Origin of the sequence: Ferrovibrio terrae (genome assembly GCF_943372915.1) — a bacterium.
GTDB lineage: Bacteria > Pseudomonadota > Alphaproteobacteria > Ferrovibrionales > Ferrovibrionaceae > Ferrovibrio > Ferrovibrio terrae_A.
The window spans coordinates 19,962-35,148 of the sequence record NZ_CALSAN010000038.1; the positions used below are offsets into that span (position 1 = coordinate 19,962).

At 65.0% G+C, this 15,187-nt stretch carries 14 protein-coding genes; 6 read left to right on the top strand and 8 right to left on the bottom strand.

The features are described from left to right. Positions 1-23: 23 nt before the first annotated feature. The 7 genes from AAG821_RS19365 to AAG821_RS19395 all read right to left on the bottom strand — a co-directional run bounded on the left by AAG821_RS19365 (position 24) and on the right by AAG821_RS19395 (position 7,619). Complete coding sequence (locus AAG821_RS19365) at positions 24-1,256, bottom strand: hypothetical protein (RefSeq protein ID WP_341912171.1); 1,233 nt, start codon at positions 1,254-1,256, stop codon at positions 24-26. 6 nt (positions 1,257-1,262) lie between these two features. After that, the gene (locus AAG821_RS19370; RefSeq protein ID WP_341912174.1) at positions 1,263-2,045 is read right to left on the bottom strand and encodes an OmpA family protein; all 783 of its coding nucleotides are present in this window, start codon (positions 2,043-2,045) and stop codon (positions 1,263-1,265) included. Further along, positions 2,029-2,829 carry a MotA/TolQ/ExbB proton channel family protein gene (locus AAG821_RS19375; protein ID WP_341912177.1) on the bottom strand — a complete coding sequence of 267 codons (801 nt, stop codon included), beginning with the start codon at positions 2,827-2,829 and terminating at the stop codon, positions 2,029-2,031. The genes AAG821_RS19370 and AAG821_RS19375 overlap by 17 nt, the downstream gene beginning before the upstream one ends. 344 nt (positions 2,830-3,173) lie before the next feature. Then, entirely contained in the window at positions 3,174-4,160 is a 987-nt protein-coding gene (locus AAG821_RS19380; RefSeq protein WP_341912179.1) for a tripartite tricarboxylate transporter substrate binding protein, read from the bottom strand. A 49-nt stretch (positions 4,161-4,209) separates the two neighbouring features. After that, complete coding sequence (locus AAG821_RS19385) at positions 4,210-5,217, bottom strand: NADP-dependent oxidoreductase (protein WP_341912181.1); 1,008 nt, start codon at positions 5,215-5,217, stop codon at positions 4,210-4,212. Positions 5,218-5,327: 110 nt separating this feature from the next. Further along, positions 5,328-7,127, bottom strand: a complete 1,800-nt coding sequence (locus tag AAG821_RS19390) for an alpha/beta fold hydrolase (RefSeq protein ID WP_341912183.1) — start codon at positions 7,125-7,127, stop codon at positions 5,328-5,330. A gap of 57 nt (positions 7,128-7,184) precedes the next feature. Continuing rightward, the gene (locus AAG821_RS19395; protein ID WP_341912185.1) at positions 7,185-7,619 is read right to left on the bottom strand and encodes a hypothetical protein; all 435 of its coding nucleotides are present in this window, start codon (positions 7,617-7,619) and stop codon (positions 7,185-7,187) included. A 352-nt stretch (positions 7,620-7,971) separates the two neighbouring features. Between AAG821_RS19395 and AAG821_RS19400 the strand changes: the two genes are divergently transcribed. The 5 genes from AAG821_RS19400 to AAG821_RS19420 all read left to right on the top strand — a co-directional run bounded on the left by AAG821_RS19400 (position 7,972) and on the right by AAG821_RS19420 (position 13,817). Then, complete coding sequence (locus AAG821_RS19400; RefSeq protein WP_341912187.1) at positions 7,972-9,672, top strand: NAD+ synthase; 1,701 nt, start codon at positions 7,972-7,974, stop codon at positions 9,670-9,672. After that, positions 9,669-10,994, top strand: a complete 1,326-nt coding sequence (gltX, locus tag AAG821_RS19405; RefSeq protein ID WP_341912189.1) for a glutamate--tRNA ligase — start codon at positions 9,669-9,671, stop codon at positions 10,992-10,994. The genes AAG821_RS19400 and gltX overlap by 4 nt, the downstream gene beginning before the upstream one ends. 1 nt (position 10,995) lies before the next feature. Further along, complete coding sequence (gene cimA, locus AAG821_RS19410; RefSeq protein WP_341912191.1) at positions 10,996-12,603, top strand: citramalate synthase; 1,608 nt, start codon at positions 10,996-10,998, stop codon at positions 12,601-12,603. Between the two features lies 1 nt (position 12,604). Next, on the top strand, positions 12,605-13,426 hold the full coding sequence (locus tag AAG821_RS19415) for an RNA methyltransferase (protein WP_341912193.1): 822 nt from the start codon (positions 12,605-12,607) through the stop codon (positions 13,424-13,426). 88 nt (positions 13,427-13,514) lie between these two features. Beyond that, positions 13,515-13,817, top strand: a complete 303-nt coding sequence (locus AAG821_RS19420) for a cupin domain-containing protein (protein WP_341912195.1) — start codon at positions 13,515-13,517, stop codon at positions 13,815-13,817. Here the strand turns inward: AAG821_RS19420 and AAG821_RS19425 are convergent. Next, positions 13,814-14,335 carry a thioesterase family protein gene (locus tag AAG821_RS19425; RefSeq protein WP_341912197.1) on the bottom strand — a complete coding sequence of 174 codons (522 nt, stop codon included), beginning with the start codon at positions 14,333-14,335 and terminating at the stop codon, positions 13,814-13,816. The two genes, AAG821_RS19420 and AAG821_RS19425, sit on opposite strands and share 4 nt — an antisense overlap. Before the next feature lie 45 nt (positions 14,336-14,380). Between AAG821_RS19425 and AAG821_RS19430 the strand changes: the two genes are divergently transcribed. Continuing rightward, positions 14,381-15,157, top strand: a complete 777-nt coding sequence (locus AAG821_RS19430) for a methyltransferase domain-containing protein (protein ID WP_341912199.1) — start codon at positions 14,381-14,383, stop codon at positions 15,155-15,157. The last annotated feature ends 30 nt before the right edge of the window (positions 15,158-15,187 follow it).

The following is a 15,187-nucleotide window of genomic DNA, read 5'->3' on the forward strand; positions in this document are numbered from 1 at the left end:
CTAAGTCCGGCCGCTCTGCGGTGCTAGAGGCCTTTCAGCGCTGCTGTTGCGCCTTCGGCGGCTTCGATGCCCAGCAACTGCTGCATGGCATCGACATCTTCCAGCAGCGGCGTTAGGCCGCGGCCCTGGAAATGCTGCACGCCCAGGCCGATGCCGGCGGCAACGGCGCCATTGCTGTCGCAATGGCAGAAGATGCCCTTGTGTCGCAGCATCTCCTGGTGCTGTGGCGACAGCGACTGCAGTTCGGCGGTCATCCGGCTGAGCAGCGCTGCATCGGCATCGAATTTCAGATAGTCGGCGGTCTGCCAGTCCTGTTCGCTCAGGCGCGTGACCGTGTCCGCATGGATGCCATCGAGGCAGAGCTTGACCTCATGGCGCCGCAGAATCTGCAGGGCGGTTTCGCGCAGGGCCGGGCTGGTCTGCCATTCGACCAGCGGAATCTCCACCATCAGCTGACGCACCTCGCTGGCCGGCTTTTCGGTCAGCAGGCGCAGGAAGGCGGTGCTGATGACAGTGACCAGATGCAGGTTGATCGACAGCGGCCGGCGCAGGCTGCGATGCTCGGCCATGATCTGCGCCATGATGCGCTGGTCGAGCAGCTCGGTGGCCTTGCCGAACAGCCAGATATTGTCACGCAGCGACATGCCCACGGCGCGTTCGACGGCTGCAATGGAAATCCAGGTTTCATCGGCCAGCGCCACCGGCGGCTGATTGGGCAGCAGAGTCCAGATCACTTGCCGTCGCCGCTGGTTGGCCAGATCGGCCTGCCAGAGGATGCGGTGGATATCGATCACCTTTGACAGGGCATCGAGGTCGGGCGGCGCTTCGTCGCGCAGCGGCACCACCCGCTCCGAGGGCGGGGCCGGAGACTGTTCCATCAGGCGACGGGCTGCCTCGGCAAAGCTGTCGGCCTGCTTGTCCAGGTCGAACTGGCGCAGGCTGATCGAGCCATGGCGCCGTTCCTGTAATTCGTCGCTCAGGGACTCCAGCTTGCCGCGCAGCCGCTGCATCACCTCCGGCACCGCCAGCAGGACCAGGATGTTGCGCGCCAGCGGTACGGCATCGACCGGCTCGCCCAGGCTGCGCTCCTCGATGAAGCGCGCCATGCTGCGGAACATGATGCGGCTGTGGATATTGGGGATGGCCGACAGGTCGATCAGCACGGCGATCTTGCCGGCATGCTGCCGGCGCAGGCGTGCGGCGATCTGGTGGAGTGGGACTGCAGCGGGCATGACGGCACTGATCTTCTGTTCCATTTCGTACTAGTCCTCGATCACCAAGGTCACGCGGCGATTGCGGGCCCGGCTTTCCGGGTCGGTATTCTGCACCAGCGGCCGGGAATCGGCATAGCCTATTGCGCGCAGGCGGCGCGCGGGCAGGCCATTGTCGGTCAGGACGCGCACCACCGCACCAGCGCGGCCGGCGGACAATTCCCAGTTGGACGGGAAGCGGTCGGACCGGATCGGCCGGTCGTCGGTATGGCCTTCCACCGAGATCACGCCGGGCAGGTCGCGCAGCAGCGCGGTCAGGCGCAGCAGCACGCGCTGGCCGTCCGGCCCGATCTCGCTTTGGGCCGAGGCAAACAGCAGGCGGTCTCGGATCGCGATGCTGACGCGGTTTTCCTGGATCTGCAGCTGCACCTGATCCTCCAGGCCGTTGCGCCGCAGGGCCTCGATCCAGCGGTCGACGGTGGCGCGTGTCGTCGGGGTCACCGTGACCTGGGCGGGCAGGGGCTGGTCTGCCGGCTTCGCAGCGGGCGCCTCGGGCGTCATGGCCGCATCGGCGAAATCATGGCGCGGCAGCGGGCCGGTTTCGATCTGCAGCACATTCACCACGGTGGGGCGGGTTTTCTTGTCGATCCACAGCATGCCGACCAGGGTGAGAAACACGATCATCAGCAGCGTGACCATGTCCATGTAGCTGACCACCCAGTCCTCGCTTTCCTCGGCCGCAGTGCCGGTGGCATGCGTTTCGGCCAGCAGGGCCATGCGACGGGCTGCCTGTGCCGCTTTCGGGGCCGCCTTCGGCTCAAGCGCGGATTTCATCGCGGGTCTCGTTCAGGAAGGCCTGCATGGCATCGGCCACCACGGTGGGTGAGCGGCCGAGCGATACCAGCATCACGCCTTCCAGCAGGATGTTGAGCGTGGCGATGCGGCGCTGGGTGCGCTGCTCGATCTTGATGGCGATCGGCTTGAAGATCAGGTTCGACAGCACCACGCCATACAGCGTGGCCAGCATCGCCACCGCCATGCCGCTGCCGACGCGGGCGATATCGCCAGAGCCCAGCTCGCGCAGCATGGCCACCATGCCGGCCAGCGTGCCGAGCAGGCCGAAGCCGGGTGCCAGCGCGGCCAGCGTGCGGAACAGCCGGGCCTGCGCGCTTTCGATCTCGGCCATCTTGCGGATGCGCCAGTTCATGATCTGCATCAGGTCATCCATCGGCGTGCCATCGATCACCAACTGCAGGCCGAGGCGCAGGAAAGGGCTGCTGACCCGCGCGGCACGTTCCTCGGCCTGCTGGATGCGTTTTTGCGCCAGATGGCGGGCCACATCGACCAGGTCGGTGATTTCGGTGCGGATGCTGGTATCGGAGCGGAAGATGGCACCGAAGGCATGCAGCGCAGCCAGCAGCTCGCGGCCCTGGAAGGCGATCAGCGCCGAAACCGTCACGCCGCCGAAGACGATGATGAAGCCGGTCAGGTTCAGATAGGCCAGCAGGTCGCCCTCGCTGGCGGCGACAAACCACAGCAGCGCCAGCGCGCCGGTCAGCCCGATCACGGTGACCATGCTGATCTGGCCGCTGCGGCGCTCGGCGGGCCGCGGGTTCACGGCCGGTCTTTCCGGCCGTCTCCGGCGGGAGACAGGGCGCGGTGCGTTTCGGCAATCATTGTGGGGAATCGTTTCGGGCGGGACTTCATGACATCGACGACGGGTCAGTCTTGCAACTGACGCTCGTAGAAGCGATGACCCAGATCAATTTGAAATCCGGATACCTGCCGCTAAATATTTGGCAACGTCCCGGTGAAACGGCGCCATCTGCAACCTCTGCAGCAGTGCATGCCCCCGGGCGGCACGCGTCGAGCGAAATTCCGCCTCGGCGCAAGGCCACGGGTGTCCCCAGGGTAGGCTGGCAGCAGGATGCCGCCGGCCAGCGCAATCAGCAGCGGGCCGCGCTATTCCGGCTTCACATCGGCGATCTTAATCACCTCGGCCCAGCGCTTGATGTCGTCCTGCAGGAAAGCGGCAAAGGCCTTGTCGGTCTTCACGTTCACCGCCATGCCCTGCTTGAAGAAGGTCTCGCGCACGCTGTCCTTCTTCATCACGTCCAGGATCAGCTGGCGATAGCGCGCCAGGGCCGCGTCCGGCACGCCGGCGGGGGCGAGAATGCCAAGCCAGGCATCGGCCTCCACGCCCTTCACGCCGGCCTCGTTCACCGTCGGCAGCTCGGGCAGATGCGGCGAGCGCTTGGGCGAGGCAACCGCGATGGCGCGCAGCTTGCCGGCCTGGATCTGCGTCAGCACGGTGGGGGTGGTGGCAAAGCTGCAATCGACATGGCCGCCCAGCAGATCCTGCAGCAGCGGCGCCGAGCCCTTGTAGGACACATGCGTCATGTTCACGCCGGCCTTGGTCTTGAACAGCTCCAGCGTCAGATGCGAGGCCGAGCCCTGGCCGGTCGAGCCGCAGTTGATCTTGCCCGGGTCTTTCTTCGCCAGCGCCACCAGATCGGCCACGCTTTTCACCGGCAGGTCGTTCTTCACCACCAGGATATGCTGCAGGTCGGCCAGCAGCGCGATGGGCGCGAAATCCTTCACCGGATCGTAGCCGCCGCCATTGGGCAGCAGCGAGATGTTGGTGGAGAAGGTCTGGTTGGTGCTGGCGATCAGCTGCGTGCCATCGGCCGGACCGCGCGCCACACGCAGGGTGCCGATCACGGTGGCGCCGCCGGGCACGTTCTCCACCACGGCGGGCTGGCCCAGGCCAGCGCTGATCTCCTGCGCCACCAGGCGGGCGAGGCTGTCGGTCGGTCCGCCGGCGGGATAGGGCACGACGACCGTGACGGCCTTCGACGGCGCCCAGCCCTGCGCGAAGCTGAAACCGGGCATGGCGGTGAACATGGCAGCACCGCTGCCCAGCGCGATGAACTGGCGACGATCGAACATGGATATTCCTCCGCGAAACGACGTTTTTTGAAGACTGTTGGGTCGGAGGTTACAGCGTTTCCGGGCTCACGCGCACCAGTTGCTTGCCGAAATTTTTGCCTGTGAGCAGCCCCATGAAGGCCTTGGGCGCATTCTCCAGCCCCTCGGCGATGTCTTCGCGGTATTTCAGCTTGCCCTGCTTGATCCAGCCGGCCATCTCGGTGATCGCGCCGGGCCAGTAGCTCATATGCTCGGAGATGATGAAGCCCTGCACCTTCGCGCGGTTGACGAGAATATGGCGCATGCCGGTGAAGGCATGTGGCTTGCCGTCGTAACCTGAGATCAGGCCGCAGATGGCGATGCGCGCGAAGCCGTTCAGCCGGCCGAACACCATCTCCATGATATCGCCGCCGACATTCTCGAAATACGCATCGACGCGGTCCGGCGTGGCCGCCTTGAAGGCGGCCTGCATGTCGCCTGCCTTGTAATCGATGCAGGCATCGAAGCCGAGCTCCTTCACTACGTAATCGCACTTGTCCTTGCCGCCGGCGATGCCAACCACGCGGCAGCCCTTGATCTTGGCGATCTGGCCCACCGCCGAACCGACCGCGCCCGAGGCGGCCGAAACCACCACGGTTTCGCCGGCCTTGGGCTCGCAGATCTGCATCAGGCCGTAATGGGCGGTGCAGCCCGGCATGCCCAGCACGCCCAGCGCGGTGGAAATCGGCGCCACCTTGGGATCGAGCACGCGCAGCTCGTTGGCCTTAGCAACGGCATAGCCCTGCCAGCCCAGCATGCCGTTCACATAGGTGCCGACCGGCAGCTTCTCGATGTTGCTCTCGATCACCTGGCCCACCGTGCCGCCGCCCATCATGTCGCCCGGATTGAGATGGGCGGCGTAAGAGCGCACCGCATCCATGCGGCCGCGCATATAGGGGTCGAGCGAGAGGTAGATGTTGCGCACCAGCACCTGGTCGGGGCCGGGCTTGGGGATGTCGCGCTGCACGATCTCGAAATCGGCCTCGGTGACCGCACCCTTGGGGTGCTGTTTCATCAGGACTTGCGTGTTCTTGGACATGGCGGCCTCCCTGCCGGAATTGGCATGTTTTCTGGCAGGTAGTTAAGGCAAATCCGCACCCTTTAGGAAGGCTTGCCGGCCGCTGACGTTGCGGCAGTTGCGCGGTTTGCCTAGGGCACCAGCACGTAACTGCCCGGCGCATCGGTCAGCGGCGGATAGCCGGCAGCCGGCGCACCCATCGCCGGCGGCATGACCGGTGGGCCCGATGCGGCGTGCAGCCAGGCCAGCCATTCCGGCCACCATGAACCGTCATGCTTGGCCGCCGTCGCCTGCCAGGTATCGGGATCGATGTAGCGGTCGGCATGGCCTTTCGCCATCACCTGATAGGTCCGCGCCACGCCGCCGGGCGGCGACACGATGCCGGCATTGTGGCCGCCGGTGGTCAGCAGGAAGGTGATGTCGGTATCGGTCAGCAGGTGCAGTTTGTAGACCGAGCGCCAGGGCGCGACATGATCCCAGGCGGTTGCCACCGCAAAGACCGGCGCACGGATATCGCTCAGTGCCACCGGATGTCCGCCGGCGACGAAGCGGCCTTCGGCCAGATCGTTGTGCAGGAACAGCTTGCGCAGGTATTCCGAATGCATGCGATAGGGCATGCGGGTGGCATCGGCATTCCACGCCATCATGTCGGTCATGCGGCGCGGCTCGCCCATCAGGTAGTTATGCACCAGGCGCGACCAGATCATGTCGTTCGAGCGCAGCAGCTGGAAGGCCCCGGCCATCTGGCGCGAGTCGAGATAGCCCTGCTGCCACATCACATCGTCGAGGAAGCTGAGCTGGCTTTCGGTGATGAACAATGTCAGTTCGCCGGCCTCGGTGAAATCGGCCTGTGCTGCCAGCAGGGTGATGGTCTTCAGCCGCTCGTCGCCATCGCGCGCCATTGCGGCGGCGGCGATCATCAGCAGGGTGCCGCCGAGGCAATAGCCCACCGCATGCACCTTCTGCTGCGGCACGATGGCATTCACCGCCGCCAGAGCCTCCATCACGCCCAGCCTGCGGTAGTCCTCCATTGTGAGGTCGCGGTCGCCGGCATCGGGATTCTTCCAGGACAGGCAGAAGACGGTATGGCCCTGGCTGACCAGATAGCGGATCAGCGAATTCTGCTGCGACAGGTCGAGGATGTAATATTTCATGATCCAGGCCGGCACGATCAGGACCGGTTCCGGCCGCACGCTGGCGGTTTGCGGCGCATACTGGATCAGTTCGATCAGGGCATTGCGATACACCACCTTGCCCGGCGTGGCGGCAATATTGCCCCCGACGATGAAATCCTCCGTGCCGGCCGGTTTGCGGCCGGTCAGCTGGCGCTGCCAGTCGTCGATGAAATTGCGCCAGCCGTCGATCAGATTCCGGCCGTTCTGCTCGACGGTGCGCTGCAGCACTTCCGGATTGGTCCACAGGAAATTCGACGGCGCCATCATGTCGAGAATCTGCCGCGAGGCGAATTCGACCTGGTTGCTGTGCTGCTGCGTCATGCCATCGATGCCGGTGGTGGCGTTGTGCCACCATTGCTGCTGCAGCAGGAAGGCCTGGCTGAACACGTTGAATGGCCATTGCCGCCAGGCCGGCGCGGCAAACCGCCGGTCCTGCGGCAGCGGCTCGATGCAGGCTGGCGCTTCGCGGCCCTGCAGGGCGCAGCGGCTCATATAGGTGGTCAGCCGCGAGAGCTTGCGGGCCGCCTTCATGGCCAGAAAAGTCTGCTGCCCCGGCGACAGGGCCAGATGCACGGCCCAGTCGAGATAGGCGGCCCACAGGGCCGAGGGTGCCAGGCCGCCGGTGAGGCGGGCGGCCTGGGCATGCAGCGTGCGGTCGATGGTCTTGGCCAGCGGCTCATCGCTGGCTGCCGGCCGGGGCTGCTCGGTTTCAGACAGACGCGGGGTGGCCACGCGCGGCGGACTCAACTGGTTCATGGTCTTGCAATCCAACCATCTGAACGGCAGGCCATCGGTCCGGCCGCAATGGGCCTGTTAGGCCGTTTTTCCCCGCGCGGCCTCTGCGGCCGGCTGCGTCGGTATCTTGGCCTGCGCATGCTTCCACATGTCCTGCAGCCCGTCGGCATAGATCGTCGCGATCTGCCAGCCGCAGCCCCAGGCCAGGTCGTTGATATGACGCATGCGCGCGATCATGCGCTCCGAACCGTCATGCAGCTCCGCGAAATAGGCCGAGAGGCCGGCTGCCGGATTGTCGCCGGCCTTCGGCGGCGCAAGGCTTTTCAGCAGCTGTTCGCTTTCCAGCTTGAACAGCTCCGGCTCGCTTTCCCAGATCGCCTGGCTGGTCTTGGCCAGCACGTCATAGGCGCGGGCGAAGGTGGCGGCGCTGCGTTCCTGGACATCGCTCAGATTGGCGGCCAGCATGGCGGCAGGTTCGAGGCTTGGGGTTTTGGCGGTTTGCGTGGCAGGCATGACGGAATCTCCTGAGAGGTTGTTCTCCTGAACGATTAAACGACGTCAGCATGACAGCTTGTCGATCGTGTGCATTGATCAGCGTCAAGCCGCGTCAAATGCGGATTTGTGGCACGTGCCGGCAACAGGCAACCCTGCGTTTCACGATGTGCCACGGCACAGGCTGGTCCGCCGGCGCGGGTCGAGGCCGGTATGCCGGGAAATTTTCGCGGGCATATGCCATTTCTGCTGATCTGGGGCTGGTTGCGGTACTAGTCCACCCGGTATCCGGCGGGCTACACTGCCCCGCCTTGAGCCGCGCTGGCTGCAAGGGTAAGTATCGGTCCCTCAAGCATTTAACCCCGCTGTCCCGATGTCCGCCGTTCCGCCTGCCACACCTGCCGATCGCCTTCGCATCGCCATGGCCCAGATCAACCCGGCCGTGGGTGACATCGCCGGTAACCGCCGGCTGGTGGAGCAGGCGCGCGCCACGGCTGCCGCCGGGCAGGCCGATCTGGTGGTGTTCCCCGAACTGGTGATCGTCGGCTATCCGCCGGAAGACCTGGTGCTGCGCCCCTCGGTGCAGGAGGCCTGCGAGGCCGCCGTGCGCGACCTGGCGGCGCAGACTGCCGATGGCGGTCCGGCCCTGCTGGTCACCTCGCCCTGGCGCGAGAAGAACAATCTGTACAATTCCGCGCTGCTGCTGGATGGCGGCGAGATCGTTGCCGTGCGGCACAAGCATGAATTGCCGAATTACGGCGTGTTCGACGAGAAGCGCCATTTCGCCGCCGGGCCGCTGCCGGGCCCGATGGTGTTCCGTGGCGTGCGGCTCGGTGTCATGGTCTGCGAAGACATGTGGATGCCCGATGTGGCCGAATGCCTGTCGGAAACCGGCGCCGAGATGCTGATCGTGCCGAACGGCTCGCCCTATGAAGAGAACAAGTGGGACCAGCGCCTGCCGCTCGGCATCGCACGTGTGGTCGAAACCGGCCTGCCGCTGATGTATGTGAACCGCACCGGCGGCCAGGACGAGTTGGTCTTTGACGGCGGCGGCTTTGTGCTGAATGCCGATCACAGCCTGCCGGTGCGCCAGCCCGATTTCCTCGACGACATCGCGGTCACCGAATGGTATCGCGGCAACGATGGCTGGGTCTGTGCCAAGGGCCATATCGAACAGCCGCTCAACACCATGTCCAGCATCTATCAGGCCATGGTGGTCGGACTGCGCGATTATGTGAACCGCAACAAGTTTCCCGGCGTGGTGCTCGGCCTGTCGGGCGGCATTGACTCTGCGCTGTCGGCGGCTGTCGCGGTCGATGCACTGGGGCCTGAACGCGTACGCTGTGTGATGCTGCCGTCGAAATACACCTCCCAGCGCAGCCTCGACGATGCTGCCGCCTGCGCCAAGGCGCTGGGCGTGCCCTATGAAACCATCCCGATCGAGCCGGCCTACCAGGCGTTCGAAGGCATGCTGGCCGATGCCTTCAAGGGCAAGAAGGCGGATATCACCGAAGAGAATCTGCAGTCGCGCATCCGCGGCGTCACGCTGATGGCGCTCAGCAACAAGTTCGGCCATATGGTGCTGACGACCGGCAACAAATCCGAGATGTCGGTCGGCTATGCCACGCTTTATGGCGATATGTGCGGCGGCTACAGCGTGCTGAAAGACGTCTACAAGATGACCGTCTATGCGCTGTCGCATTGGCGCAACGAAAACCGTCCGCTGGAAAGCCTCGGCCCCGAAGGCGTGGTGATCCCGGCTGCCATCATCGAACGTGCGCCCACTGCCGAGCTGCGCGACAACCAGACCGATCAGGACAGCCTGCCGCCCTACGAGCAGCTGGATGCCATCCTGGAAATGCTGGTGGAAAAGGAAATGCCGGTGCGCGAGATCGTTGCTGCCGGCCAGCCCGAGGATGTGGTGCGCCGGATTCAGCATCTGCTCTATATTGCCGAATACAAGCGGCGCCAGGCCCCGCCGGGCGTCAAGCTCACCGCCCGCAATTTCGGCCGCGACCGCCGCTATCCGATTACCAATGCCTTCCGGGATGCGCCCAAGGATTCTGGGAAATGACTGGCATCTCGGTACGTTTCGCGCCGAGCCCCACGGGCCGGCTGCATGTCGGCAATGCGCGCGGTGCGCTGCTGAACTGGCTGTTTGCACGTAAATCCGGCGGCAGCTTCCTGCTGCGCCTGGACGACACTGATACGGCACGTTCCACCGATGAGTTTGCTAAAGGAATCGAAATCGATCTGCGCTGGCTCGGGCTCGACTGGGATCGGTTTGCCAAACAGTCCGACCGTTTCGCGCTCTACACGGCGGCGACGGACAAGCTCAAGGCCAGCGGCCGGCTCTATCCCTGTTATGAAACGGCGGAAGAACTCGACCTGCGCCGCAAGATCCAGCTCAGCCAGAAAAAGCCGCCGGTCTATAACCGCGCCGCGCTGAAGCTGACCGATGAAGACCGCGCCAAACTGGAAGCCGAGGGCCGCAAGCCGCATTGGCGCTTCAAACTCGAGCATCGCATCACCGCCTGGGACGATATCGTGCATGGCCGCGTCGAGATCGATGCGGCTTCCTTAAGCGATCCGGTGCTGGTGCGGTCCGATGGCTATCCGCTCTATACCTTGTCCTCGGTCGTCGATGACGGCGACCTGCAGATCAGCCATGTGATCCGCGGCGAGGATCATGTCACCAACACGGCGGCGCAGATCCAGCTGTTCGAGGCGCTGGACTATACCGTGCCCAGCTTCGGCCATTTCTCGCTGCTGCTCGATGCCGATGGCGGCGGCCTGTCCAAGCGGCTGGGCTCGCTGTCGCTCAGCGATCTGCGCGATCAGGGCTACGAGCCGATGGCGCTGAACTCGCTGCTTGCCCGTCTGGGCTCGGCCGATCCGGTCGAGCCGCAGCTTGAACTGGCCACGCTGGTGGCCGGCTTCGATCTTGGCCGCTTCAGCCGCGCGCCGGCACGGCTCGATCCGCATGAGCTGGACCTGCTCAATGCCAAGCTGCTGCATGCGATGGACTTCGCCGCCGTGCAGCCACGTCTGCCGGCTGGCGCCACCGAGGCTTTCTGGCTGGCCGTGCGCGGCAATATCGGCCAGCTGTCCGAGGCCGCCGACTGGTGGCCGGTGGTCTCTGGCGACATTGCGACGGTCATCGAAGACAGGGCGGTGGTGGATGCCGCCGCCGAGACCCTGCCGGCCGAACCCTGGGACGGCACCACCTGGAAGGCCTGGACCCAGCAAATTTCTGCCAAGACAGGCGCCAAGGGGAAGGCTCTGTTCCATCCGCTGCGGCTGGCCTTGACCGGGCGCGACAAGGGGCCTGAAATGGCGCCGCTGCTGCCGCTGATCGGTCGCGACCGCGTGGTGCAGCGCCTGAGGAGTAGCTGACGTGAGCAAGGACCGCGTTTATCTGTTCGACACGACACTGCGCGACGGTGCCCAGACCCAGGGCGTCGATTTCTCGGTCGAGGACAAGCGCGTCATTGCCAAGGCGCTGGATAAACTCGGCGTTGCCTATATCGAGGGTGGCTGGCCCGGTGCCAATCCCACCGATTCCGAATTCTTTGCCGCCAAGCCGGCGCTGAAGCGCAGCAAATTCGTCGCCTTTGGCATGACCAAGCGGCCGGGCCGCTCGGCCGATAACGATCCGGGCCTTGCCGCCATCCTCAATGCCAGCGCCGATGCCGCTTGCCTGGTCGGCAAGAGCTGGGATTTCCAGGTCGATGTCGCGCTCGGTATTTCGCTGAATGAGAATCTTGAGCTGATTGCCGACAGCATTGCCGCCGCCCAGAAGAAATTCGGCGAGGCGATGTTCGATGCCGAGCATTTCTTCGATGGCTACAAGGCCAATCCGAAATTCGCCTTCGATTGCCTGAAGACGGCGCTGGATGCCGGCGCGCGCTGGGCGGTGCTCTGCGACACCAATGGCGGCACCATGCCCTATGAGGTCGAGCGCATTGTCGGCGAGGTGGTGGCCAAGCTGGGCGACGGCTCAAGGCTCGGCATCCACACCCATAACGACACCGAGAATGCGGTGGCCAACACGCTGGCTGCGGTGAAGGCCGGCGTGCGCCAGGTGCAGGGCACGCTGAACGGCCTGGGCGAGCGCTGCGGCAATGCCAACCTGATCGCGCTGATCCCCTCGCTGATGCTCAAGCCCTGGTTCACCGACCATATCGATATCGGCCTGAGCGCGCAGGATCTCACGCAGCTGACCACCACCTCGCGCCTGCTGGACGAGCTGCTCAACCGCGCGCCCAACCGCCATGCTGCCTATGTCGGCGCCTCGGCCTTCGCGCATAAGGGCGGCCTGCATGTCTCGGCGGTGATGAAAGACCCGCGCACCTACGAGCACATCCCGCCGGAGACGGTGGGCAACACGCGCAAGATCCTGATCTCCGACCAGGCCGGCCGCTCGAACCTGTTGGTGCGGCTGAACGAGGCCGGCATCAGCTACGATCCCAATGACAGCCGGCTGAATGCCCTGCTCGATGACGTGAAGCAGCGCGAGGCGGAAGGCTATTCCTACGATGGCGCCGAGGCGAGCTTCGAGGTGCTGGCGCGTCGCGCGCTCGGCCTGATGCCGGTGTTCTTCAAGATCCGCAGCTTCCGCGTCCAGGTCGAGCGGCGCTTCAATGCGCGTGGCGAACTGGTCACCATCTCGGAAGCCACCGTCAAGCTGGATGTCGACGGCCAGACGCTGTTCTCGGTCGCCGAAGGCAACGGTCCGGTCAACGCGCTGGATAACGCGCTGCGCAAGGATCTCGGCCGCTACCAGGGTTACATCGACGACCTGCGCTTGGTCGATTTCAAGGTGCGCATTCTCAATGGCGGCACCGAGGCCACCACGCGGGTGATGATCGAATCCGCCGATGGTGCCGGCAACCGCTGGTTCACCGTCGGCGTGTCGCCCAACATCATCGACGCCGCCTTCGTGGCGCTGATGGATTCGATCCAGTGGAAGCTGCTGCGCGACGGCGCCCAGCCTTCAAAGTAACATGACCGGCACCAACCGTCCGAAGCTGGGCAAATACGCGCCGCCGGGTCCGCTGCGCCGTGGGCCGGTGATTGTGCTGGTCGAACCGCAGCTGGGCGAGAATATCGGCGCGGCGGCGCGCGCCATGCTGAATTGCGGCATCACCGAGCTGCGCCTGGTCAATCCGCGCGACGGCTGGCCCAACCCGGCCGCCTATGTGCTGGCCAGCAAGGCCGATCCGGTGCTGGATGCGGTCAGCGTGTTCACCAGCACCGCCGATGCCGTCGCCGACCTGCACCGCATCTATGCCACCACGGCGCGCCATCGCGACATGATGAAAGAGGTGGTCACCCCGCGTGAGGCAGCAGCCCGCATGCGGGCGGAGGAGAAAGACGGCTTCCGCGTCGGCATCCTGTTTGGCCGCGAACGCACCGGGCTCGACAACGAGGATGTGGCGCTCGCCCATACGGCGATCAGCGTGCCGCTCAATCCCGGCTTTTCCTCGCTTAATCTGGCCCAGGCGGTGCTGCTGCTCGGCTATGAATGGTTCACGGCCAGTGACGACACGGCGCCGAGCCGCCTCGATACCGTGCGCGGCGGTTTCGCCACCCAGGAGGAACTGCAGGGGCTGTTCGACCATATCGTGGACGAGCTGAACCAGTCGGCCTTCTTCCACAATGTCGAGCCCAAGCGCGGCGCCATCCTGCGCAACCTGCGCTCGGCCCTGCAGCGCGTGCCGCTCGCATCACAAGAGGTGCACACCTTCCGCGGCATGCTGAAGGCGATCGCGCAGGGGCGGCCGCTGCGCGCGGCCCTGCGCCGGAAGAAGCCGGCCGACGAGTAGGGCGGTGCCCGATTGCAGCGCGACAATTCCGCGCTGGACCGCATCTGCCGTTGCATCCTAGGATCGCGGAACAGAAAAGGAGCTTCCCATGTGCCAGGCCACAGGTTCAGCCATTCCCACCCAGCAGGCCGATGACGAGCGCGTGCGCATCACGCGCTGGGATTTCGCGCCCGGTGCTGCCACCGGCTTCCATGTGCATGAATATCCCTACACGGTGACCTATCTCACCGACGCGACCATGCGGCTGATCGACAAGGACGGCAAGGAAAGCATCGTCCAGATGCAGGCCGGCGGCAGCTACTCGCGGCCCAAGGGCGTGGCCCATGACGTGTTCAACGCCGGCACCGCGCCGATGGCCTTTGTCGAAGTCGAGATCAAGCTGGGCGCCTAGCCCTTCTTCGCCATGCCGATGCTCTTGCCGGCCTGCGGCGGCTTCGGCAGCTTGTCATGGCCGGCCAGCATCGCCGCGAACAGGCGCTGATGTTCCGCTGGGAAAGCGCAGGAGCGGCGCGTGGCCAGATCCACATGCACCAGGATCTGTTCGCTGGTCGCTGCCAGATAGCCCTTCTCGGCGTGATACATGTTCATGAAGTAATGGATGCGCTTGGTATCGGCGCCGAGCAGCTGGAAGGTGAAGCGCAAGGCATCGCCCTCGACCACCTCCTGCAGATAGCAGACATGGGTCTCCAGCACGAAGGTCGACAGGTTGGTGCGCTGCACATAGCTCCAGTCGAGATCGAAGGGGATGAAGAAGCGATCCAGCGCCTGGTCGAAGATCACGTTGTAATAGCCGACATTCATATGGCCGTTGGCATCGATATGCTCAGGCCGCACCACCATGCCGGTCAGCTCTAGAGCCGCATCGAAGGGCTGTTGAGCGTAATCGAGCGTGTCTTGAGAAGATTTCATCACAATCGCCTTGCCGGTTTCGTTTCCTCGGTTACCCTAGTCTCCATGTCCTGGGACCCGGCGCAATACCTGAAATTCGCGGGCGAGCGGCTGCGGCCCGCCGTCGACCTGCTGGCCCGCGTGCCGCTGGTTTCACCGGCCTCGGTGGTCGATCTCGGCTGCGGCGCCGGCAACCTCACGCCGCTGATCCAGCAGCGCTGGCCGCAGGCCAGACACACCGGTGTCGATTCCTCGCCCACCATGCTGGCCAAGGCACGCATCGATTATCCGGCGGCTGATTTCATCGAGGCCGATGTGGCGACCTGGCGCCCCGGCCAGCCGGTCGACCTGCTGTATTCCAATGCCACGCTGCACTGGCTCGACAGCCACGACACGCTGATCCCCGGGCTGCTGGACTGCCTGAAGCCCGGCGGCTGGCTCGCCATCCAGATGCCGCGCAATTTCGGCGCGCCCTCGCATCAGTGCATCATCGATACCATCGAGCTGGGGCCCTGGCGGTCGAAGCTTGAGCCGCATCTGCGCCGTCGCCCGGTCGCCGAGCCGGCGGCCTACTGGCGCATGCTGAGCGGCATTACGGCGTCGCTGGAAATCTGGGAGACTGACTACCTGCAGGTGCTGTCGGGCGCCAATCCGGTGGCGGAATACACCAAGGGCACCTGGCTCAAGCAGTTCCTCGACCGGCTGGAGGAACCCGAGCGCAGCGCGTTTGAGGCCGACTATCGCCAGCGCGTGGTGACGCATTACGGCAAGGAAGCCGATGGCCGCACGCTGTTTCCCTTCCGCCGCCTGTTCATCCTGGCGCAGAAGCCGCAGGCGGTGTGAGCGACAGGTCGTCATCCTCGGGCTTGCCCC

Bases quoted from the DNA above. Each gene is read 5' to 3' on its own strand.
- AAG821_RS19365 (WP_341912171.1), bottom strand. From the start codon at position 1,256: ATGGAACAGAAGATCAGTGCCGTCATGCCCGCTGCAGTCCCACTCCAC.
- AAG821_RS19370 (WP_341912174.1), bottom strand. From the start codon at position 2,045: ATGAAATCCGCGCTTGAGCCGAAGGCGGCCCCGAAAGCGGCACAGGCA.
- AAG821_RS19380 (WP_341912179.1), bottom strand. From the start codon at position 4,160: ATGTTCGATCGTCGCCAGTTCATCGCGCTGGGCAGCGGTGCTGCCATG.
- AAG821_RS19385 (WP_341912181.1), bottom strand. From the start codon at position 5,217: ATGTCCAAGAACACGCAAGTCCTGATGAAACAGCACCCCAAGGGTGCG.
- AAG821_RS19390 (WP_341912183.1), bottom strand. From the start codon at position 7,127: ATGAACCAGTTGAGTCCGCCGCGCGTGGCCACCCCGCGTCTGTCTGAA.
- AAG821_RS19395 (WP_341912185.1), bottom strand. From the start codon at position 7,619: ATGCCTGCCACGCAAACCGCCAAAACCCCAAGCCTCGAACCTGCCGCC.
- AAG821_RS19400 (WP_341912187.1), top strand. From the start codon at position 7,972: ATGTCCGCCGTTCCGCCTGCCACACCTGCCGATCGCCTTCGCATCGCC.
- gltX (WP_341912189.1), top strand. From the start codon at position 9,669: ATGACTGGCATCTCGGTACGTTTCGCGCCGAGCCCCACGGGCCGGCTG.
- AAG821_RS19415 (WP_341912193.1), top strand. From the start codon at position 12,605: ATGACCGGCACCAACCGTCCGAAGCTGGGCAAATACGCGCCGCCGGGT.
- AAG821_RS19420 (WP_341912195.1), top strand. From the start codon at position 13,515: ATGTGCCAGGCCACAGGTTCAGCCATTCCCACCCAGCAGGCCGATGAC.
- AAG821_RS19425 (WP_341912197.1), bottom strand. From the start codon at position 14,335: ATGAAATCTTCTCAAGACACGCTCGATTACGCTCAACAGCCCTTCGAT.
- AAG821_RS19430 (WP_341912199.1), top strand. From the start codon at position 14,381: ATGTCCTGGGACCCGGCGCAATACCTGAAATTCGCGGGCGAGCGGCTG.